Origin of the sequence: Streptomyces sp. NPDC020884, from assembly GCF_044333935.1 — a bacterium.
Classification (GTDB): Bacteria; Actinomycetota; Actinomycetes; order Streptomycetales; family Streptomycetaceae; genus Streptomyces.
This window is the reverse complement of the sequence record NZ_JBIRRY010000002.1, coordinates 46,580-68,634: the sequence shown is the minus strand read 5'-3', so window position 1 is coordinate 68,634 and position 22,055 is coordinate 46,580. Positions and strand designations below refer to the sequence as shown.

Sequence of the window (22,055 nt, the reverse complement as noted above, 5' to 3'; positions counted from 1 at the left end):
GAACCCTGCCGCCCTGGCAGAATCGGAGACAGCCGTTCATACGGGACGGCGCAATGCGGAGTCATCGATCCGGCGGCGATCCGGCCGTCCCCACGGCGGCGCCGCGACCTCGTCCCCGACCTTGAGGGTTCCCCGCCCATGCCCCCCACGCTCGCCTCGCTCGTCCAGAACTCGGCGCTCAAGCTCACCGTGCGGGCGGGCGCGGACCGGCTCGACACCCTCGTGCGCTGGGCCCACGCCAGCGAGCTCGCCGATCCCGTTCCGTACATGGACGGCGGCGAACTCCTCCTCGTGACCGCCACCAATCTCGACGCCGAGAACGCCGAGGCCATGCGGCGCTATGTGCGGCGGCTGGCCGGATCCGGGGTCGCCGGGGTCGGATTCGCGGTCGGCGTGAACTACGAGCACGTCCCGGCCGCCCTGGTCGACGCCGCCGAGGAGGCCGGGCTGCCGCTCCTCGAAGTCCCCCGCCGCACCCCGTTCCTCGCCATCAGCAAGGCCGTCTCGGCCGCCATCGCCGCCGACCAGTACCGCGCGGTCACCGCCGGGTTCGAGGCCCAGCGCGAGCTGACCAGGGCCGCGCTCGCCGGGGACGGCCCCGCCGACCTCCTCGCCCGGCTCGCCGCCCACATCGACGGCTGGGCCGCCCTGTACGACACCTCCGGCGCGGTCCTCGCCGCCGCCCCCGACTGGGCCGCCCGCCGCGCCGCCCGGCTCACCCCCGACGTCGAGCGCCTCCGGGACCGCCCCGCCCCGGCCAGCGTCGTCGTCGGCGACAGCGAGGACCGGGTCGAGCTCCAGTCGCTGGGCTCCGGCCGCCGGGCCCGCGGCGCGCTGGCCGTCGGCACCGGAGCAGCGCTCGGCACCGCCGAGCGCTACGCCGTGCACTCCGCCGTCGCTCTGCTCACCCTGACCACCGCCCGCTCCCGCTCCCTCCAGGGCGCCGAACAACGCCTGGGGGCCGCCGTCCTGCGGATGCTGCTCGCCGGACAGCCCGACCACGCGCGGGCCGTCGCCGGCGACCTCTACGGCGGGCTGCTCGACGCCCCGTTCCGGCTGCTGATCGCCGAGGCCGCCGCGCCCGCCGGGTCCGAGCTGCTCACCGAGACGATGGAGGCCGCCGCCGCCCGCACCGGCGAGGCGCTGCTCCTGGTCCCCGAGGGCGAACGCGTCGTCGTGCTCGCCGCGGACGGCGGCTCCGCCGTCGCCGCCTGCGCCTCCTACGCCGAGGCGCAGGACGACCGCGCCCCGCGCGAGGGCGGCCCCGAGGACAGCGACGTCGTGGTGGGCCTCTCCGCCCCCTCCGGCCCGATCGCCGTCTCCGCCGCGTACAAGCAGGCCGAACAGGCCCTCTCCGTCGCCCGCCGCCGGGGCAGGGCGCTGGTCGAGCACGAGGAGCTGGCGGCCGGATCCGTCCTGCCGCTGCTCGCCGACGACGCGGTACGGGCCTTCGCCGACGGCATGCTCCGCGCGCTGTACGAGCACGACGCCAAGGGCCGCGGCGACCTCGTGGCCTCCCTGCGCGCCTGGCTCTCCCGCCACGGCCAGTGGGACGCCGCCGCCGCCGACCTGGGCGTGCACCGGCACACCCTGCGCTACCGGATGCGCCGGGTGGAGGAGATCCTGGGCCGCTCGCTGGACGACCCGGACGTCCGCATGGAGCTGTGGCTCGCCCTCAAGACGACCGAGGCGGCGACGCCCGCCGAGGACTGAGCCGCCGCCCGGACGCCTCGCGGTGACCGGGCCGCTCACCCCCGTACCGGAACTGCTCCGGCGTACGAGGAAGCCCGGCGCGGCCGGACCGGGTGAGCCCTCCGCCAATTCGGAGTACCCGGCACCCGCTCCGCTCCACGCCGGACAAACGCCCTGAGCGCCTGTCCGCCCTACCGTGGACCACAGAGGGGAGCCTTCCCGGCGCCCACCACCCCCGTCACGACCTCCGAAGGGCCGGAACCTCCATGACTTCGCCCCACGCCTTCTGGGTAGCCGGCCGCCAGGCCACCGGTGCCGACAGCTTCGACGTCACCAACCCGTACGACGGACGCCTCGTCGGCACCGTCAGCGTGCCGACCGACGCCCAGGTCGAGGAGGCCGTCGCCGCCGCCCACGCGGTACGCGACGAGTTCGCCGCCACCCCGGCGCACGTACGGGCCGCCGCGCTCGACCACGTCGTACGGCGGCTGACGGAGCGCACCGAGGAGATCGCCCAGCTGATCTCGGCGGAGAACGGCAAGCCGATCAAGTGGGCCCGCGGCGAGGTCGGCCGGGCCGTGTCCGTGTTCCGGTTCGCCGCCGAGGAGGCCCGCCGCTTCAACGGCGGCGAGGCCCAGCGGCTCGACACCGACCTCGGCGGCACCGGCCGCCTCGGGCTGACCCGGCGCTTCCCGCGCGGGGCCGTCCTCGGCATCGCGCCCTTCAACTTCCCGCTGAACCTCAGCGCCCACAAGGTCGCCCCGGCCATCGCCGTCGGCGCCCCGATCATCCTCAAGCCGGCCCCGGCCACCCCGATCTCCTCGCTGATCCTCGGCGAGCTGCTCGCCGAGACCGACCTCCCGGCCGGCTCCTGGTCCGTCCTGACGGTCCCGAACGACAGGATGCCCGCCCTGGTCCAGGACGAGCGGCTGCCGGTCATCTCCTTCACCGGCTCCGGCCCGGTCGGCTACGCGATCATGGAGTCGGTGCCCCGCAAGCACTGCACCCTGGAGCTCGGCGGCAACGGCGCGGCCGTCGTCCTCGGCGACTACGCCTCGGAAGCGGACCTCGACTGGGCCGCGACCCGGATCGCCACCTTCTCCAATTACCAGGGCGGCCAGTCCTGCATCTCCGTGCAGCGCGTCATCGCCGACGCCGCCGTCTACGACCGGCTCGTCCCCAAGATCGTCGCCGCCGTCGAGGCCCTGGCCACCGGTGACCCGGCCGACGCCGCCACCGACGTCGGCCCCCTCGTCAGCGAGGCGGCCGCCCAGCGCGTCGAGTCCTGGGTCGACGAGGCCGTCCAGGGCGGCGCGGAGCTGCTCACCGGCGGCAAGCGCGACGGAGCCACCTACGCCCCGACCGTCCTCGCCGGCCTCCCCGACGGCGTGAAGCTCTCCTGCGAAGAGGTCTTCGGCCCGGTCATGTCGCTCCAGAAGGTGGACGGCGAGGCCGAGGCGTTTGCCGCCGTCAACTCCTCCCCGTACGGCCTCCAGGCCGGCGTCTTCACCCACGACCTCCAGACCGCCTTCCGCGCCCACCGCGCCCTGGAGGTCGGCGGCGTGATCATCGGCGACGTCCCCTCGTACCGCGCCGACCAGATGCCGTACGGCGGCGCCAAGCAGTCCGGCGTCGGCCGCGAGGGCGTGCGCTACGCGATGGACGACTACACCTACGAGCGCGTCCTGGTCCTCACCGGCCTCGCCCTGTAACACCCCTGGACGACCCCGCCCGCCCTCCGCCCGGACAGCGTGCGCGGGCGGGGGCGCGAAACGGACGGCCCGAACCCACTGTGCGGGGGTTCGGGCCGTCCGCGTGTCCGTGCGCGGGGGCTGGTGCGGGTGCCGAACCGCGGGTACACGGGTTACATACGGACCAGTAAGCAGCGACTAGCAGTCCGCGCGTCCCGGGCGACCCCTCCCCTCCTGGTCACGCGCGGCGAGGTGAGGTCCCTCATGTCCGCACCACACAACACCCCCCAGGTGCCCAAGGCCCCCAAGGTCACCGAACGCGAAGCGCGACGGGTCGCCGAGGCCGCCCGGGAACAGGACTGGCGCAAGCCCAGCTTCGCCAAGGAGCTGTTCCTGGGGCGCTTCCGGCTCGACCTGATCCATCCGCACCCCCTGCCGCCGCCCGACGACATACGGCGCGGCGAGGAGTTCCTGGCGCGGCTGCGGGCGTTCTGCGAGACGAGCGTCGACAGCGCGCGGATCGAGCGCGAGGCGCGGATCCCCGACGAGGTGATCGCCGGTCTCAAGGAGCTCGGCGCGCTCGGGATGAAGATCGAGACGAAGTACGGCGGACTCGGCCTCACCCAGGTGTACTACAACAAGGCGCTCGCTCTCGTCGGCTCCGCCAGCCCCGCGATCGGCGCGCTGCTCTCCGCGCATCAGTCGATCGGCGTACCGCAGCCCCTGAAGATCTTCGGCACCCAGGAGCAGAAGGACGTCTACCTGCCCCGGCTGGCCACCACCGCCCTCTCCGCCTTCCTGCTGACCGAGCCGGACGTCGGCTCCGACCCGGCCCGCCTCGCCACCTCCGCCGTGCCCGACGGACCGGACTACGTCCTCGACGGCGTGAAGCTCTGGACCACCAACGGCGTCGTCGCCGACCTCCTGGTCGTCATGGCACGGGTCCCCGCATCCGAGGGCCATCCCGGCGGCATCACCGCGTTCGTCGTCGAGGCCGACGCCCCCGGCGTCACCGTGGAGCACCGCAACGCCTTCATGGGCCTGCGCGGCATCGAGAACGGCGTCACCCGCTTCCACCGGGTCCGGGTCCCCGGCGCCTGCCGGATCGGGGCCGAGGGCGCCGGCCTGAAGATCGCCCTGACCACCCTCAACACCGGCCGCCTCTCGTTGCCCGCGATGTGCGTAGGCGTGGGCAAGTGGTCCCTGAAGATCGCCCGCGAATGGTCCGCCGTACGGGAGCAGTGGGGCCGGCCCGTCGCCCGGCACGAGGCGGTCGGCGTGAAGATCTCGTTCATCGCGGCCACCACCTTCGCCCTGGAGGCCATCGTCGACCTCTCCTCGCAGATGGCCGACGAGAACCGCAACGACATCCGTATCGAGGCCGCCCTCGCCAAGCTGTACGGCTCCGAGATGGGCTGGCTGATCGCCGACGAACTGGTCCAGATCCGCGGCGGCCGCGGCTTCGAGACCGCCGAGTCGCTGGCCGCCCGCGGGGAGCGGGCCGTCCCCGCCGAGCAGATGCTCCGCGACATGCGGATCAACCGGATCTTCGAGGGCTCCACCGAGATCATGCACCTGCTGATCGCCCGTGAGGCCGTGGACGCCCACCTCAAGGTCGCGGGCGACATCATCGACCCCGACAAGCCGCTCTCCGCCAAGGCGAGGGCGGGCGCGAACGCCGCCGGGTTCTACGCCCGCTGGCTGCCCAAGCTCGTCGCCGGACCGGGTCAACTCCCGCGTACGTACGCCGAGTTCCATCCGGCCGGTCACCGCGACCTCGCCGGCCATCTCCGGTACGTGGAGCGGTCCTCGCGCAAGCTCGCCCGGTCCACCTTCTACGCCATGTCCCGCTGGCAGGGCCGGATGGAGACCAAACAGGGCTTCCTCGGCCGGATCGTCGACATCGGCGCGGAACTCTTCGCCATGAGCGCCGCCTGCGTCCGCGCCGAGCACCTGCGCGGCGCGGGGGAGCACGGCCGCGAGGCCTACCAGCTCGCGGACGCCTTCTGCGAGCAGTCCCGCATCCGGGTGGAGGAGCTGTTCACCCGCCTGTGGTCCAACACCGACGACCTCGACCGGCGCGTGGTCGACGGCGTCCTGTCGGGGACGTACACCTGGCTGGAGGAGGGCGTCATCGACCCCAGCGGCGAGGGCCCCTGGATAGCGGACGCCACCCCCGGACCCTCCGTCCAGGAGAACCGGCACCGCCCGGTGCGCTGAGCCCCGGGGGCCCGGCGCAGCCGACCGGGGCCGCGTCCGGCGGGCCGGGGCCCCGGTCGATCGGGGCGCGTCCACGCACCGGACGCGCCCCGCCCGGCCCGCCCGCCGCAGGGCAGGATGATCGTTGTGACCGTCATCGACATCCCCGGCTCCAAGTCCGTCACCGCCCGCGCCCTCTTCCTGGCCGCTGCCGCCGACGGCACCACCACCCTGCTGCGGCCGCTGCGCTCGGACGACACCGAGGGCTTCGCCGAAGGCCTCAGGAGCCTCGGGTACACGGTCACGCAGGAGGCCGACCGCTGGCATGTCGAGGGCCGCCCGGCCGGGCCCGCCGCCCCCGACGCCGACGTGTACTGCCGCGACGGCGCTACCACCGCCCGCTTCCTGCCCACACTCGTCGCGGCCGCCGCCTCCGGGACGTACCGCTTCGACGCCTCCGCCCAGATGCGCGCTCGCCCGCTCGCCCCGCTCACCCGGGCCCTCACCGCACTCGGCGTCGACCTGCGCCACGAGGGGGCCGAGGGACACCACCCGCTGACCGTCCGGGCCGCCGGGATCCGGGGCGGCGAACTCACCCTGGACGCGGGGGAGTCGTCCCAGTACCTCACTGCCCTGCTGATGCTCGGACCGCTCACCGCAGAGGGGCTGCGCATCGAGGTCACGGAGCTGGTCTCGGAGCCGTACGTCGAGATCACCCTCGCGATGATGCGCGATTTCGGCGTGGAGGTGCTGCGGGAGGGGAACACCTTCACCGTCCCCTCCGCGCGTTCTCGGCCTCGCCCGGACACCGGGGGCCCCATCGGCGGCTACCGGGCCACCGCCTACGCCGTCGAACCCGACGCCTCCACCGCGAGCTACTTCTTCGCCGCCGCCGCCCTCACCGGCCGCGAGGTCACCGTCCCCGGCCTCGGCATCGGCGCGCTCCAGGGCGACCTGCGCTTCGTCGACGTCCTGCGGGACATGGGCGCCGAGGTGGCGGTGGGCGCCGACGCCACCACCGTCCGCTCCACCGGCCGGCTGCGCGGGATCACCGTCAACATGCGCGACATCTCCGACACCATGCCCACCCTCGCCGCCATCGCCCCCTACGCGGACGGCCCCGTCACGATCGAGGACGTCGCCAACACCCGGGTCAAGGAGTGCGACCGGCTGGAGGCCTGCGCCCAGAACCTGCGCGCCATGGGCATCACCGTGCACACCGGTCCCGACCGGATCGAGATCCACCCCGGAACGCCGAAGCCCACCGAGATCGCCACCCACGGCGACCACCGCATCGTGATGTCCTTCGCCGTCGCCGGACTGCGCACGCCCGGTCTCACCTACGACGACCCCGGCTGCGTACGCAAGACGTTCCCGGGGTTCCACGGTGCCTTCGCGGACTTCGCGAACGGCCTCGAAGGGCACGGATGAGGAACTGACAGCGCGCCCCACGGGGACGCGCTGTCCCCACACACAGCCGGAGCGGCAACAATGGGGGGTATGAGCGACACCCACGCCCCCCTCGCCGATCCGCATCTCGTCTTCGACGCCGCGGCCGGCCGCCGGGATCTCGTGATCCTCGGCTCCACCGGGTCCATCGGCACCCAGGCCATCGACCTGGTCCTGCGCAACCCCGCCCGCTTCCGGGTCACGGCCCTCTCGGCGGCCGGATCCCGGGTCGCCCTGCTGGCCGAGCAGGCCCGCCGGCTGCGGGTCGGCACGGTCGCCGTGGCCGCCGAGGACGCGGTCCCCGCCCTGCGCGAGGCGCTGCGCGCGCAGTACGGGGCCGGCGAGCCGCTCCCGGAGATCCTGGCCGGACCCGACGCGGCCACCACCCTCGCCGCGAGCGACTGCCACACCGTGCTCAACGGCATCACCGGCTCCATCGGGCTGGCCCCGACCCTGGCCGCGCTGAAGGCGGGCCGCACGCTCGCCCTCGCCAACAAGGAGTCGCTGATCGTCGGCGGCCCGCTGGTGAAGGCGCTCGCCGCCCCCGGGCAGATCATCCCGGTCGACTCCGAGCACGCCGCGCTCTTCCAGGCACTGGCCGCGGGCAATCGCGCCGACGTCCGCAAGCTCGTCGTCACCGCCTCCGGCGGACCCTTCCGGGGCCGTACGCGCGCGGAACTGGCCGACGTCACCCGGGAGCAGGCGCTCGCCCACCCGACCTGGGCCATGGGCCCGGTCATCACCATCAATTCCGCGACCCTGGTCAACAAGGGCCTGGAGGTCATCGAGGCGCACCTCCTCTACGACATCCCGTTCGACCGGATCGAGGTCGTGGTCCACCCGCAGTCCTACGTGCACTCCATGGTCGAGTTCAGCGACGGGTCCACGCTCGCCCAGGCCACCCCGCCGGACATGGGCGGCCCCATCGCCGTCGGGCTCGGCTGGCCGGAGCGCGTCCCGGACGCGGCCCCCGCCTTCGACTGGACGAAGTCCTTCAGCTGGGAGTTCTTCCCGCTGGACACCGAGGCCTTCCCCTCGGTCGGTCTCGCCCGGCACGTCGGCGCGCTCGGCGGCACCGCACCGGCCGTGTTCAACGCCGCGAACGAGGAAAGCGTCGACGCTTTCCTCTCCGGACGGCTGCCCTTCAACGGAATCATGGATACGGTCACCGCTGTGGTGTCCGAACACGGGACCCCCGCCCCGGGAACCTCGCTCAGCGTCGCGGACGTCCTCGAAGCGGAAACCTGGGCCCGCGCACGGGCCCGGGAACTCTCGGCGAAAGCGACAGCGGAGGCGCGCGCATGAGTCTGACCTCGATCCTGCTGACGGTCCTGGGGATCGCCGTCTTCGTCGTGGGCCTGCTCTTCTCCATCGCCTGGCACGAGCTGGGCCACCTCTCCACGGCCAAGATGTTCGGCATCCGGGTGCCGCAGTACATGGTCGGGTTCGGTCCGACGATCTGGTCGCGCAAGAAGGGCGACACGGAGTACGGCATCAAGGCCATCCCGGCCGGCGGCTACATCCGCATGATCGGGATGTTCCCGCCGGGACCGGACGGCCGCCTCGAGGCGCGATCCACCTCACCCTGGCGCGGCATGATCGAGGACGCCCGCTCCGCGGCCTACGAGGAGCTGGAGCCGGGCGACGAGAAGCGCCTCTTCTACACGCGCAGGCCGTGGAAGCGCGTCATCGTGATGTTCGCCGGCCCCTTCATGAACCTGATCCTCGCGGTCGCCATCTTCATGGGCGTCGCGATGACCTTCGGCTTCCAGACCCAGACCACCGAGGTGGCCGGCGTCCAGCAGTGCGTGATCTCGCAGAGCGACAAGCGCGAGACCTGCAAGGACGGCGACCCGGTCTCGCCCGCCAAGGCCGCCGGCCTCCAGGAGGGCGACAAGATCGTCGCCTTCGACGGGAAGAAGGTCGACGACTGGGCGACCCTCTCGGACCGCATCCGCGAGACCATCGGCCCCGCCACCCTCGTCGTCGAGCGCGACGGCAGGGAAGTGACGCTCAACGCCGTCCTGCGCGAGAACGCCGTCGCGAAGAAGGACGGCAACGGCGAGGTCGTCCCGGACCAGTTCATCAAGGCGGGCTACCTGGGCTTCGCCGCGCAGACCGAGATCGTGCCGCTCTCCTTCGGCGACTCCGTCGTCCGGATGGGCGACATGATCGAGAACGGCGTCGACTCGATCATCGCCCTGCCGTCCAAGATCCCGGCCCTGTGGGACGCCGCCTTCAGCGACGGCGAACGGGCCGACGACTCGCCGGTCGGCGTGGTGGGCGCGGCCCGCATCGGCGGCGAGGTGATGAACCTCGACATCCCGGCGCAGAACCAGGTCGCGATGATGCTGTTCCTGCTCGCCGGCTTCAACCTCTCGCTGTTCCTCTTCAACATGCTCCCGCTGCTCCCGCTGGACGGCGGGCACATCGCGGGCGCTCTGTGGGAGTCGCTGCGGCGCAATGTGGCCAAGGTCTTCCGGCGCCCCGACCCGGGCCCGTTCGACGTGGCCCGGCTGATGCCGGTCGCCTATGTGGTCGCCGGAGTCTTCATCTGCTTCACGCTGCTGGTCCTGGTGGCCGACATCGTGAACCCCGTCAAGATCACCTGATCGCCCCTTCCGCCCCACAGGTGACGGCCGGGCACACACGGTGTGTCCGGCCGCTCACCAACGGGTGGACTTGTCGACACGGTGCGTCCGTCCCGGCTCGGGTGCCGTAACCTCGAAGGCTGGAGCCCGCCGATCTCGGGACCTTGATCCACACCTTGGGGATGCACAGCGCATGACTGCGATTTCTCTCGGAATGCCGGCCGTTCCGACCAAGCTCGCCGACCGAAGGGTCAGCCGACAGATCCAGGTCGGCTCGGTCGCGGTCGGCGGCGACGCGCCCGTCTCCGTGCAGTCGATGACGACGACACGCACGTCGGACATCGGTGCCACCCTCCAGCAGATCGCCGAGCTGACGGCGTCCGGCTGCCAGATCGTCCGGGTCGCGTGCCCGACGCAGGACGACGCCGACGCGCTCGCCACGATCGCCCGGAAGTCGCAGATCCCGGTGATCGCCGACATCCACTTCCAGCCGAAGTACGTCTTCGCCGCGATCGACGCGGGCTGCGCGGCGGTCCGCGTGAACCCCGGCAACATCAAGCAGTTCGACGACAAGGTCAAGGAGATCGCGAAGGCGGCCGCCGAGACCCGCACCCCGATCCGGATCGGCGTCAACGCCGGCTCCCTGGACGCGCGGCTCCTGAAGAAGTACGGCAAGGCCACCCCCGAGGCGCTGGTCGAGTCGGCCCTGTGGGAGGCGTCCCTCTTCGAGGAGCACGGCTTCGGCGACATCAAGATCTCGGTCAAGCACAACGACCCGGTCGTCATGGTCAACGCCTACCGCCAGCTCGCCGCCCAGAGCGACTACCCGCTGCACCTCGGCGTCACCGAGGCCGGACCGGCGTTCCAGGGCACCATCAAGTCGGCCGTCGCGTTCGGCGCGCTGCTCTCCGAGGGCATCGGCGACACCATCCGCGTCTCCCTCTCGGCCCCGCCGGCCGAGGAGGTCAAGGTCGGCCTCCAGATCCTGGAGGCGCTGAACCTCAAGCAGCGCCGCCTGGAGATCGTCTCCTGCCCGTCCTGCGGCCGCGCCCAGGTCGACGTCTACAAGCTCGCCGACCAGGTCAGCGCCGGACTGGAGGGCATGGAGGTCCCGCTCCGCGTCGCGGTCATGGGCTGCGTCGTCAACGGACCCGGCGAGGCCCGCGAGGCGGACCTCGGCGTCGCCTCCGGCAACGGCAAGGGCCAGATCTTCGTGAAGGGCGAGGTCATCAAGACCGTCCCCGAGTCGAAGATCGTCGAGACCCTCATCGAAGAGGCCCTGAAGATCGCCGAACAGATGGAGAAGGACGGCATCGCCTCCGGCGAGCCCGAGGTCTCCATCAGCGGCTGACCCGCTCCCTCCGGACCATCGCCGCCCCGCCGAGCCCCGCGCCCGGCGGGGCGGCGGCGTATCCGGAAGCCGGCTCCCGGACTCGAGCGGCGTTCGAGGGCCTTGTTGGGTACAGTGCGGAAATCAGCAGACCGCATGGTGAGGCCCCCTCGTGTTGACGCAGACCACCACCCGGGTCCTCGAACCCAGCGACCTCGGCGCCGCACTCGCCATCCTCGAGAGCGAGCCGGTGGCCAACGCCTTTGTGACGTCCCGCGTGCAGGTCGCCGGGCTCGACCCCTGGCGCCTCGGCGGCGAGATGTGGGGCTGGTACGCCGACGGCAGGCTCCGCTCCCTGTGCTACTCCGGCGCCAACCTCGTCCCCATCTGCGCCGGACCCGAGGCCGTCCGCGCCTTCGCCGACCGCGCCCGCCGGGCCGGCCGCCGCTGCTCCTCCATCGTCGGGCCCGCCGAACCCACCACCCGGCTCTGGCGGCTCCTCGAACCGACCTGGGGACCCGCCCGCGAGGTCCGCGCCAACCAGCCCCTCATGGTCACCGAGAGCCCGGCCGCCGACGTCACGCCCGACCCGCTCGTCCGCCGCATCCGCAAGGACGAGACCGAGATCCTCATGCCGGCCTGCGTGGCGATGTTCACCGAAGAGGTCGGCATCTCCCCGCTCGCCGGCGACGGCGGACTCCTCTACCAGGCCCGGGTCGCCGAACTCATCGGCACCGGCCGCTCCTTCGCCCGCATCGACGACGGGAAGGTCGTCTTCAAGGCGGAGATCGGCGCCGCCACCCCCCAGGCCTGCCAGATCCAGGGCGTCTGGGTCGCCCCCGAACACCGCGGCAAGGGCCTCTCCGAAACGGGCATGGCCGCCGTCCTGCGCTACGCCCTGGCCGACGTCGCCCCCGTCGTCAGCCTGTACGTGAACGACTACAACACCGCCGCCCGCAAGGCCTACCGCCGCGTCGGCTTCCGCGAGGTCGGCGCGTTCATGAGCGTCCTGTTCTGAGCCCTCGCGCGCACACGCGCCCGGAACTCGCGGTTCTGACCGCCCGCCCCGGCCAGTAGGGTTCCCGCATGGCAGCAGTCCCCGCGCACGGCCCCGCAGCACCCGACGCCGAGATCGGCCCCGTCGACCTGGCCGCCCGCGTCGACGAAGCCCTGCTCGTCCAGGCGGCGGCCTTCGGACTGAGCCAGGACGAGATCGACGTACGCCGCCACATCGTCCTGCGGCACCTGGAACACCCCCACGCCCGCGCGCTGGGCGCCATCACCCCCGACGGCCGGCTCGTCGGCTTCGTCTACGGACTGCCCAACGACCGCGCCCAGTGGTGGTCCACCGTCGTCGAGCCCTATCTGCGGGCCACCGGGTCCGAGGGCTGGCTCGACGACTCCTTCGTCATCACCGAACTCCACGTCCACCCGGACCACCAGCAGCGCGGCATCGGCCGCACCCTGATCACCGCCATCACCGACGCCGTCGACCACCCCCGGTCGATCCTCTCGGCGATCGACCAGGACAGCCCGGCCCGCACGCTGTACCGCTCCCTCGGCTACCGCGACCTGGCCCGCCAGGTCGTCTTCCCGAGCGCCCCGCAGCCGTACGCGGTCATGGGAGCGGCCCTGCCGCTGCTGCGCGGGGCTCCCCGGGACTGAATGGATTTCCGCCTGCCCGCACCGCCCGGCTAACCTCGGGCTCACCACCCTTGCGAGCAGGAGTTCATCATGGCCCAGGTCCAGCGCATGTCCCGATTGATGATCAAGACACTGCGCGACGACCCGGCGGACGCCGAGACGCTCAGCCACAAGCTGCTGGTCCGCGCCGGGTACGTCCGCCGCAACGCGGCCGGCATCTGGTCCTGGCTGCCGCTCGGCAAGAAGGTCCTGGACAACATCTCGGGCGTCGTCCGCGAGGAGATGGACGCCATCGGCGCCCAGGAAGTCCTGCTGCCCGCCCTGTTGCCCAAGGAGCCCTACGAGGCATCCGGCCGCTGGGAGGAGTACGGCGACCTGCTCTTCCGCCTCAAGGACCGCAAGGGCGGCGACTACCTTCTCGGCCCCACCCACGAGGAGATCTTCACCCAGACCGTCAAGGACCAGTGCACGTCCTACAAGGACCTGCCGGTGATGCTCTACCAGATCCAGACCAAGTACCGCGACGAGGCCCGCCCCCGTTCCGGCGTGCTCCGCGGCCGTGAGTTCCAGATGAAGGACTCGTACTCCTTCGACACCACCGACGAGGGCCTCGCGCACTCCTACGCCCTGCACCGGGCCGCGTACATCAAGATCTTCGAGCGCCTCGGCCTGGACCACCGCGTCGTCTCCGCCGTCTCCGGCGCGATGGGCGGCTCCGCCTCCGAGGAGTTCCTCGCCCCCGCCGCCGCCGGTGAGGACACCTTCGCCGACTGCCCGAACTGCGACTACGCCGCCAACACCGAGGCCGTGACCTTCGCTCTCGCCCCGGTCGACGGCTCGGCGCACGGCGCGGTCGAGGAGCTGGACACCCCCGACACCCCGACCATCGAGACGCTCGCCGCGCACCTGGGCGTCCCCGCCTCCGCCACCCTGAAGAACCTGCTGGTCAAGGTGGACGGCGAGATCGTGGCCGTCGGCGTCCCCGGCCACCGCGAGGTCGACCTCGGCAAGCTCGGCGAGCACCTCGCCCCCGCCGTCGTCGAGCTGGTCACCGCCGAAGACTTCGTCGGCCGTGACGACCTCGTACGCGGCTACGTCGGCCCCCAGGGCCTGGAGAAGGTCCGCTACCTCGCCGACCCCCGCGTCGCCCCCGGCACCTCCTGGGTCACCGGCGCCAACCAGGAGGGCAAGCACGCTGCGAACGTCGTCGCAGGCCGCGACTTCGAGGTCGACCAGTACCTCGACGTCGTCGTGGTCCAGGAGGGCGACCCCTGCCCCAACTGCGGCACCGGCCTCACCCTGGACCGCGCCATCGAGATCGGCCACATCTTCCAGCTCGGCCGCAAGTACGCCGACACCTTCCAGCTCGACGTGCTCGGCCAGCAGGGCAAGCCCGTCCGCGTGACGATGGGCTCGTACGGCATCGGCGTCTCCCGCGCCGTCGCCGCCCTCGCCGAGCAGACCGCCGACGACAAGGGCCTGTGCTGGCCCCGCGAGATCGCCCCGGCCGACGTCCACGTCGTCGCCGCGGGCAAGGCCCTCCAGACCGAGCTGGCCCTCGACGTCTCGGAGAAGCTCAGCGCGGCGGGCCTGCGGGTCCTGGTCGACGACCGCCCCGGCGTCTCGCCCGGCGTGAAGTTCACCGACTCCGAGCTGCTCGGCGTGCCCCAGATCCTGGTCGCCGGCCGCCGCTCCGCCGACGGCGTCCTGGAGCTGAAGGACCGCCGCACCGGTGAGCGCGAGGAGCTGACCGTCGACGAGGCGATCGCCCGCCTGACGGCCGACCTGGCCTGAGCACCCACGAGGAAGGCCCCCGCGCAGGGTTGCGCGGGGGCCTTCGCCGTACGGGAAGGGCTACAGCCAGCCCGCGAACTCCAGATTGACCTCGCCCATCTGCCGCCGCCCCTCGGCCAGCGCGCGGACGCCCGACTCGACCGCCCGGAACAGCGTCCAGCCGTGCAGCCGCGCCTGCTCCACCTCCAGGGACTCCGCCAGCTTCTTGACCCGCCGACGCGCCGTCACCGGGCCGCCGGGGGAGGCGATGAGATCCTCCACCCGGTCCCGCACCAGCCGCGCCAGGTCGTAGGCGCGCTCCCCGACCAGCGGCTCCGGACCCACCGTCAGCCACGGCGCCCGCTCGCCGGAGAGCACCTTGCTCTGCCGGAAGTTGCCGTGCAGCAGCAGGAGTTCGGGCGATCCCTCGACCAACTCCGCCCGTGCCGCGAGCGCCGCGTCCACCAGCGGCGCCAGCTCCGGATCGGCCTCGGCGGCCGCCCGCATCCCGGCGCTCTGCCGTTCGGTCCGCTCGGCCACGCTCTCGAAGGAGGACCCGGCAGGCGGCTCCACCCACAGCCGCCGCAGCGTGCCCGCCGCCTCCAGCAGGGCCTTCGCCTCCGGCAGTGAGCGCAGCGACACCTCGTGGTGCAGCCGCTCCAGCAGCAGCGTTCCGGACGCTTCGGGCTCCGGGGCGTCCAGCAGCTTCACCGCACCCCAGCCGTTCCAGTGCTCCAGCGCGGCCCGCTCCAGCTCCGGCCCGGCGACCGGCGGGGCGATCTTCAGCGCGGCCGGGGTCCCGTCGGCCCGCCGCACCAGAACCACCAGGGAGCTGCGTCCGCCGGGGGCGGCCGCCCGCTCCGCGGTGAGGCCGTCCCCGGCGGCGAGCGCCCGATCGGTCAGCGAGGGGAGCCCGTCCAGCCAGTCGGCCGCCGCGGTGTCCCCGTACATCTCACCGAGCGCGCGCACCAGGCGCTGCGGCGGTTCGAAACCCATACGTCGTGTGTTCCCTTTCCGGTCCTTCGGATCAGCGCGTCCCGTCCGCGCCGGCGGCCTCCACCGGGCCCGTCGCGGCCGGATCCGCCCCGGCGGCCCGCTCGGCGAGCCCCGGAAAGGCTACGTTGCCGCCCCGCCAGCGGGCCGACCGCACCGCGGCCTCCCGCAGCGCGCCCGCGGCCTCCTTGCGGCGCGGGCCCTCGGTGGCCCGTACGAGATCGGCGTAGACGCCCGCGATCCGGTCCTCCAGCACCGCGGCCAGCCGCACCGCCGAGGGGGAGTCCGCGACGGCGAACGGCAGAGCGTACGCGGCGTCCGAGGCCACCGGCCGCCCGCCCAGGTCCCGCACCGTGCGTGCCAGCGCGTCCCGGCGCGACCGGTGCCCGGCGTGCGCCGCGCCCGCCTCGGTGCGCGGCTTCCCCTCCAGACGGCCGGCCAGCACGCCGTAGCCGTACACCGCGGCGTGCTCGGCGGCCAGGGCCGCCTGGACGGCGGTCAGTTCGGGGGAGTCGGAGTCCTCATCGGACGGCCGGACGGAACGGGTGCTCATGCGGCGGTCTCCTTGGCCAGTCCGGTCAGCAGATACGCGTGTGCGGCCGCGGCCGCCGCCACCGAGGCAAGCAGCCGGGCCAGCTCCGGCCCGGCGCTCAGCAGGGCCTCGGTGTGCGCGTCGGCCCGGCGGCGCTCGGCGGTCGCCAGCTCCCGCACCGCGGCCTTCGGGTCGGCCGACACCGGGCCGGGGGCGGCGGGCGGGGCCTTCTCGGCGCCCCCCTTCGCGCGCGGCGGCGCCAGTGCCTTCCCGTGCTCCGCCACGGCCGCCCGCAGGGGCGCCAGGCCCGCAGCGGTCGCCGGATGGGCCTCGGCCACCAGGTCGTACCGGGCGAGCAGGAGGGCGCCGTCGCGCACCGCCTTCTCGCGCAGGGTCCTCTCGGCCCGCGCGGTGGCGGCCCGCGCGCCGGAGTGCGCGGGCTTTCCGCGTCCCGCCGCCTCGTCGTCGCCCCCGCAGCCGGTCAGCACCGCACCCAGGGCGAGAGCTCCCGTGGCGGTGAGCGCCCCCCTGCGCGTCGTCCCCGTGCGCCGCACGTTTCTCCTTCGGGCCTGGACCGATCCTGACAGGATCTGTCCTGATGTGATCACCGCAGGCGAGCGTACCCGCGGCTGAGCGGCAGGCGGACGGCAACACCCCTGGCGACCGGATACCCTTTGACCTGACGCACGACGATCCCCACAACAGCACACGCGGCCGAGGAGTCACCCGGATGAGCACCACCCAGAGCGAGAGGCTGCGCGGGTTGCTGGAACCGCTCGTCAGCGCACAGCAGCTGGACCTCGAGGAGATCGAGGTGTCCCGGGCCGGCCGCCGAGGAGTGCTGCGGGTCATCGTCGACTCCGAAGAGGGCGTGGAGCTGGACGCCTGCGCGGAGCTGAGCCGCGCGATCTCCGAGAAGCTGGACGAGACCGACGCGATGGGCGAGGGCGAGTACGTCCTCGAAGTCACCTCCCCCGGCGCCGACCGCCCGCTGACCGAGCACCGCCACTACGTACGCGCCATCGGCCGGCTGGCCCGGTTCCACCTGGCCGCCGACGGTTCCGGCGAACTGGTCGCCCGCATCCTCGCCGTGGACGAGGAAGGGCTCGACCTCGAAGTGCCCGGCGTCAAGGGCCGCAAGCCCACCGCGCGCCGCCTCGCCTTCGACGAGATCGCCAAGGCCCGCGTGGAGATCGAATTCAACCGCAAGGACAAGAAGGAAGAGGAGGCGTAGCCGTGGACATCGATGTGAAGCTTCTGAAGGGCTTGGCGCAGGACAAGGAGATCCCCTTCGACGTGCTCGTCGGGGCGATCGAGTCGGCCCTCCTCATCGCGTACCACCGCACCGACGGCAGCCACCGCCGGGCGCGCGTGAAGCTCGACGAGAACGGCCACGTCACCGTGTGGGCCAAGGAGGACCCGGCCGACCTCGAAGAGGGCCAGGAGCCCAAGGAGTTCGACGACACCCCCTCCGGCTTCGGCCGGATCGCCGCGACCACCGCCAAGCAGGTCATCCTGCAGCGGCTGCGCGACGCCGAGGACGACCGCACCTTCGGGGAGTACGCGGGCCACGAGGGCGATGTCGTCACGGGCGTCGTCCAGCAGGGCAAGGACCCCAAGAACGTCCTGGTCGACATCGGCAAGATGGAGGCCATGCTGCCGGTGCAGGAGCAGGTCCCGGGCGAGGAGTACACCCACGGCCTGCGCCTTCGTACGTATGTCGTACGGGTCGCCAAGGGCGTGCGCGGGCCGTCGGTGACGCTCTCGCGCACCCACCCCAACCTGGTGAAGAAGCTCTTCGCGCTGGAGGTCCCGGAGATCGCGGACGGTTCGGTGGTCATCGAGGCCATCGCACGCGAGGCCGGTCACCGCACCAAGATCGCGGTGCGCTCCACCCGTGCGGGCCTGAACCCCAAGGGCGCCTGCATCGGTCCGATGGGCAGCCGGGTGCGCAATGTCATGGCCGAGCTGCACGGCGAGAAGATCGACATCGTGGACTGGTCCGACGACCCGGCCGAGATGGTCGCCAACGCCCTCTCGCCCGCCCGGGTGAGCGAGGTCGAGGTCGTCGACCTCGGCGCCCGCTCCGCCCGCGTCACCGTGCCGGACTACCAGCTGTCGCTGGCGATCGGCAAGGAGGGCCAGAACGCCCGCCTCGCCGCCCGTCTCACCGGCTGGCGCATCGACATCCGCCCCGACACCGAGACGGACGAGGAGCGCGAGAGCGCCGACCGCGAGCGGGCCGAGCGGGCCCGGGAGCGCTCGGAAAGGCGTTGACCCGGGACGGGTCCAGGGAATAGATCTGGGCGGTACGCCGCTGAGATCACGACAACATCCGTTCGATTCTTGCCCCAAAGAGGTGAGGTCGGTACGGGGAGGTAGACTTAAACGTGTCTGGCCGGACGCAAGCCCGCGCTTGCCCCGAGCGAACCTGTGTGGGATGCCGGGAGCGAGCGGCCAAGAGCGAGCTGCTGCGCATCGTGGTGGACGAGGGCGCTTGCGCCCCTGATCCACGCGGTACGCTGCCCGGCCGGGGTGCTTACGTGCACCCCGCCTCTGTCTGTCTCGACCTGGCGGTTCGCCGCCGGGCGTTCCCCCGGGCCTTCAAGGCCAAGGGGCCGTTCGACACCGCGGCACTCACGCGGTTCGTCGAGCGGGTGACACCGCAAGAAAAGTGAACGGCACGGGTCCCCGTGCGGTCAGGTACCTCGCGAGTTGGAAGTAGGTCGAGATTGCGATGAGCACTCGATGAGTACGCGATGAGTACGCCCATGAAGTAGCGACGGTCCGGCGGTAACCCGGACCTAAAAGGAGCGAAGTGGCTAAGGTCCGGGTATACGAACTCGCCAAGGAGTTCGGCGTCGAGAGCAAGGTCGTCATGGCCAAGCTCCAAGAACTCGGTGAATTCGTCCGTTCGGCGTCCTCGACGATCGAGGCGCCGGTTGTACGTAAGTTGACCGATGCACTGCAGGGGCCCGGCGGCAACGCCGGCAAGTCCGCTGCGAAGCCTGGTGCGCCCCGCAAGGCGGCGCCCGTGAAGCCCGCAGCGCCCTCCCCGGCCGCTGCGGCACGTCCCGCTGCCCCCAAGCCCGGCGTCCCGGCTGCCAAGCCGGCCGAGGCCGAGGCCCCGAGCAGCACCCCGGCAGCGCCCTCCGCGCCGTCGGCGGGCCCCCGTCCGGGCCCGAAGCCCGCGCCGAAGGCGGCCCCGGTGACCCCGGTCCCGGCCGCCGAGTTCTCGGCTCCGGCTCCGGCCCAGCCGGCTGCCCCCCAGCAGCCCCAGGCCCCGCGTCCCGCGGGTGCCACCCCCGGCCCCCGTCCCGCACCCGCCCGTCCGGCTCCGGCCGGCGGTCAGCGTGACGGCGGTCAGCGCGACGGCGGCCGTGACGGTGGCCAGCGCGACGGCGGCCGTGGCGGCGAGCGTGGCGGCGACCGCCCCGCACGTCCCGCGGGCCAGGGCGCCCCGCGCCCCGGCGGCGCCCGTCCGGCCGGTCCCCGTCCGGGCAACAACCCCTTCACCTCCGGCGGTTCCACCGGCATGGCGCGCCCCGGGGCGCCCCGTCCCGGCGGTGCCCCGCGCCCCGGTGGCGGCTCGGAGCGCCCCGGCGCCCCGCGTCCCCAGGGCAGTGGCCCCGGCGGCGCTCCGCGCCCGCAGGGTGGTCAGGGTCAGGGCGGCGCCCGTCCCACTCCGGGCGGCATGCCCCGCCCGCAGGCTCCGCGTCCCGGCGGCGGTCCCGCCGGTAACCGTCCGAACCCGGGCATGATGCCGCAGCGTCCCGCCGCGGGCCCGCGTCCCGGCGGTGGCCCCGGCGGTGGCCGTGGTCCCGGCGGCGGTGGCGGTCGTCCCGGCGGTGCCGGTGGCGGCGGCGGTCGTCCCGGTGGCGGCGGCGGCTTCGCCGGTCGTCCCGGTGGCGGCGGTGGCGGCGGCTTCGCCGGCCGTCCGGCCGGTCCCGGTGGCGGCGGCGGTGCCGGTCGTCCCGGTGGCGGCGGCGGCTTCGGCGGTCGTCCCGGCTTCGGTGGCCGTCCCGGCGGCCCCGGTGCCCGTGGTGGCACACAGGGTGCGTTCGGCCGTCCCGGCGGTCCCGCGCGTCGTGGCCGCAAGTCGAAGCGGCAGAGGCGCCAGGAGTACGAGTCCATGCAGGCCCCGTCGGTGGGCGGCGTCATGCTGCCCCGCGGCAACGGGCAGGCTGTGCGGCTCTCCCGCGGCGCCTCCCTCACGGACTTCGCGGAGAAGATCAACGCGAACCCGGCGTCGCTCGTCGGCGTGATGATGAACCTCGGCGAGATGGTCACTGCGACGCAGTCCGTTCCCGACGAGACGCTGCGGATGCTCGCGGACGAGATGAACTTCGTCCTGGAGATCGTCAGCCCCGAGGAGGAGGACCGCGAGCTGCTCGAGTCCTTCGACATCGAGTTCGGCGAGGACGAGGGCGGCGAAGAGGCCCTGGTCTCCCGTCCGCCGGTCGTCACCGTCATGGGTCACGTCGACCACGGTAAGACCCGACTGCTGGACGCGATCCGCAAGACGAACGTCGTCGCGGGCGAGGCCGGTGGCATCACCCAGCACATCGGTGCCTACCAGGTCGGCGCCGAGGTCAACGGCGAGGACCGCCGCATCACCTTCATCGACACCCCGGGTCACGAGGCGTTCACCGCCATGCGTGCCCGTGGTGCGAAGTCCACCGACATCGCGATCCTCGTGGTGGCGGCGAACGACGGTGTGATGCCCCAGACGATCGAGGCGCTGAACCACGCCAAGGCGGCCGAGGTGCCGATCGTGGTCGCGGTCAACAAGATCGACGTCGAGGGCGCCGACCCGACCAAGGTGCGCGGTCAGCTCACCGAGTTCGGGCTGGTGGCCGAGGAGTACGGCGGCGACACGATGTTCGTCGACATCTCCGCCAAGCAGGGCCTCAACATCGAGGCTCTCCTGGAGGCCGTCGTCCTCACCGCCGACGCCTCGCTCGACCTGCGGGCCAACCCGGAGCAGGACGCGCAGGGCATCGCGATCGAGTCCCACCTCGACCGCGGCCGCGGTGCCGTCTCGACCGTCCTGGTCCAGCGCGGAACGCTGCGCATCGGTGACACGGTGGTCGTCGGCGACGCGTACGGCCGAGTCCGGGCGATGCTCGACGACAACGGTCAGAACGTCCAGGAAGCGGGTCCGTCGACCCCCGTCCTGGTCCTGGGTCTCACCAACGTCCCGGGTGCGGGCGACAACCTCCTGGTGGTCGACGAGGACCGTACGGCCCGTCAGATCGCCGAGAAGCGTGCCGCCCGTGAGCGCAACGCCAACTTCGCCCGCAAGGGCGTCCGGTTCTCCCTGGAGAACCTGGACGAGGCGCTCAAGGCCGGTCTGGTCCAGGAGCTCAACCTCATCATCAAGGGCGACGCGTCCGGTTCGGTGGAGGCTCTCGAGTCCTCGCTGCTCCAGCTCGACGTCGGTGAAGAGGTCGACATCCGGATCCTGCACCGCGGTGTGGGTGCGGTCACCGAGTCGGACATCAACCTGGCGACCGGCTCCGACGCCATCGTGATCGGCTTCAACGTGCGCGCCGCAGGGCGTGCCGAGCAGATGGCCGAGCGCGAGGGTGTGGACGTCCGGTACTACTCGGTCATCTACCAGGCGATCGAAGAGATCGAAGCGGCCCTCAAGGGCATGCTCAAGCCGGAGTACGAAGAGGTCGAGCTCGGCACGGCGGAGATCCGCGAGATCTTCCGCTCGTCCAAGCTGGGCAACATCGCCGGTGTGCTGGTCCGCTCCGGCGAGGTCAAGCGCAACACCAAGGCGCGCCTGCTGCGCGATGGCAAGGTCATCGCGGAGAGCCTCAACATCTCCGGTCTGCGCCGCTTCAAGGACGACGTCACCGAGATCCGCGAAGGATACGAGGGCGGTATCAACCTCGGAAACTTCAACGACATCAAGATCGACGACGTCATCGCGACGTACGAGATGCGCGAGAAGCCGCGAGGCTGATCCACCAGGATCCGCAAGGATTCGGAAGGGGTCCGGGAGTTCGCTCCCGGCCCCCCTCCACCACGGTCGGGGCCGGTCGACGGGTCGTATTTCCGTCGATCGGCTCCGGCCGTTCCGGTACGGTTCTGATGTCCCCGGCAAGCTCTGGCGGGGCACGAACCCGAACCGGCGGGACATCCGGACATAC

17 protein-coding genes are annotated in these 22,055 nt (G+C 72.6%); 14 read left to right on the top strand and 3 right to left on the bottom strand.

The genetic code is table 11. The features are described from left to right. The first annotated feature begins 138 nt into the window (after window positions 1-138). From ACH4UK_RS07140 to ACH4UK_RS07095, 10 genes are all read left to right on the top strand, one after another. The gene (locus tag ACH4UK_RS07140) at window positions 139-1,713 is read left to right on the top strand and encodes a PucR family transcriptional regulator (RefSeq protein WP_398355002.1); all 1,575 of its coding nucleotides are present in this window, start codon (window positions 139-141) and stop codon (window positions 1,711-1,713) included. A gap of 245 nt (window positions 1,714-1,958) precedes the next feature. Next, complete coding sequence (locus tag ACH4UK_RS07135) at window positions 1,959-3,404, top strand: aldehyde dehydrogenase family protein (RefSeq protein WP_398355001.1); 1,446 nt, start codon at window positions 1,959-1,961, stop codon at window positions 3,402-3,404. A 243-nt stretch (window positions 3,405-3,647) separates the two neighbouring features. Then, complete coding sequence (locus ACH4UK_RS07130) at window positions 3,648-5,603, top strand: acyl-CoA dehydrogenase family protein (protein ID WP_398355000.1); 1,956 nt, start codon at window positions 3,648-3,650, stop codon at window positions 5,601-5,603. A gap of 126 nt (window positions 5,604-5,729) precedes the next feature. Continuing rightward, window positions 5,730-7,013, top strand: a complete 1,284-nt coding sequence (aroA, locus tag ACH4UK_RS07125) for a 3-phosphoshikimate 1-carboxyvinyltransferase (protein ID WP_398354999.1) — start codon at window positions 5,730-5,732, stop codon at window positions 7,011-7,013. Window positions 7,014-7,082: 69 nt separating this feature from the next. Continuing rightward, window positions 7,083-8,336 (top strand): 1-deoxy-D-xylulose-5-phosphate reductoisomerase, encoded by a 1,254-nt coding sequence (gene dxr, locus ACH4UK_RS07120; protein ID WP_398354998.1) that lies wholly within the window; start codon window positions 7,083-7,085, stop codon window positions 8,334-8,336. Next, window positions 8,333-9,643, top strand: coding sequence for a M50 family metallopeptidase (locus tag ACH4UK_RS07115; protein ID WP_398354997.1), 1,311 nt, complete (start codon window positions 8,333-8,335; stop codon window positions 9,641-9,643). The genes dxr and ACH4UK_RS07115 overlap by 4 nt, the downstream gene beginning before the upstream one ends. 172 nt (window positions 9,644-9,815) lie before the next feature. After that, window positions 9,816-10,973 (top strand): flavodoxin-dependent (E)-4-hydroxy-3-methylbut-2-enyl-diphosphate synthase, encoded by a 1,158-nt coding sequence (gene ispG / locus ACH4UK_RS07110; protein WP_398354995.1) that lies wholly within the window; start codon window positions 9,816-9,818, stop codon window positions 10,971-10,973. A gap of 151 nt (window positions 10,974-11,124) precedes the next feature. Then, window positions 11,125-11,970 (top strand): GNAT family N-acetyltransferase, encoded by an 846-nt coding sequence (locus ACH4UK_RS07105; RefSeq protein WP_398354994.1) that lies wholly within the window; start codon window positions 11,125-11,127, stop codon window positions 11,968-11,970. A gap of 68 nt (window positions 11,971-12,038) precedes the next feature. After that, window positions 12,039-12,617, top strand: coding sequence for a GNAT family N-acetyltransferase (locus tag ACH4UK_RS07100; protein WP_398354993.1), 579 nt, complete (start codon window positions 12,039-12,041; stop codon window positions 12,615-12,617). Window positions 12,618-12,686: 69 nt separating this feature from the next. After that, a complete protein-coding gene (locus ACH4UK_RS07095) occupies window positions 12,687-14,390 on the top strand; it encodes a proline--tRNA ligase (protein ID WP_398354992.1) in 1,704 nt (567 codons plus the stop codon). 60 nt (window positions 14,391-14,450) lie between these two features. Here the strand turns inward: ACH4UK_RS07095 and ACH4UK_RS07090 are convergent, their stop codons facing one another. Genes ACH4UK_RS07090 through ACH4UK_RS07080 form a run of 3 tightly spaced genes read right to left on the bottom strand, consistent with a single transcriptional unit; the run spans window position 14,451 to window position 16,448 of the window. Then, window positions 14,451-15,365, bottom strand: a complete 915-nt coding sequence (locus ACH4UK_RS07090) for an aminoglycoside phosphotransferase family protein (protein ID WP_398354991.1) — start codon at window positions 15,363-15,365, stop codon at window positions 14,451-14,453. A 31-nt stretch (window positions 15,366-15,396) separates the two neighbouring features. Next, window positions 15,397-15,915, bottom strand: a complete 519-nt coding sequence (locus ACH4UK_RS07085; RefSeq protein WP_398354990.1) for a ferritin-like domain-containing protein — start codon at window positions 15,913-15,915, stop codon at window positions 15,397-15,399. After that, window positions 15,912-16,448, bottom strand: coding sequence for a hypothetical protein (locus tag ACH4UK_RS07080; protein ID WP_398354989.1), 537 nt, complete (start codon window positions 16,446-16,448; stop codon window positions 15,912-15,914). The genes ACH4UK_RS07085 and ACH4UK_RS07080 overlap by 4 nt, the downstream gene beginning before the upstream one ends. A 176-nt stretch (window positions 16,449-16,624) precedes the next feature. On the opposite strand from ACH4UK_RS07080, the gene rimP reads away from it, so the two are divergent. From rimP to infB, 4 genes are all read left to right on the top strand, one after another. Further along, on the top strand, window positions 16,625-17,128 hold the full coding sequence (rimP, locus tag ACH4UK_RS07075) for a ribosome maturation factor RimP (protein ID WP_398354987.1): 504 nt from the start codon (window positions 16,625-16,627) through the stop codon (window positions 17,126-17,128). A 2-nt stretch (window positions 17,129-17,130) separates the two neighbouring features. Beyond that, entirely contained in the window at window positions 17,131-18,171 is a 1,041-nt protein-coding gene (gene nusA, locus ACH4UK_RS07070; protein WP_398354986.1) for a transcription termination factor NusA, read from the top strand. A gap of 113 nt (window positions 18,172-18,284) precedes the next feature. Then, window positions 18,285-18,572, top strand: coding sequence for a YlxR family protein (locus tag ACH4UK_RS07065; protein WP_398354985.1), 288 nt, complete (start codon window positions 18,285-18,287; stop codon window positions 18,570-18,572). Between the two features lie 140 nt (window positions 18,573-18,712). After that, on the top strand, window positions 18,713-21,868 hold the full coding sequence (infB, locus tag ACH4UK_RS07060; protein WP_398354984.1) for a translation initiation factor IF-2: 3,156 nt from the start codon (window positions 18,713-18,715) through the stop codon (window positions 21,866-21,868). Window positions 21,869-22,055 lie beyond the last annotated feature (187 nt).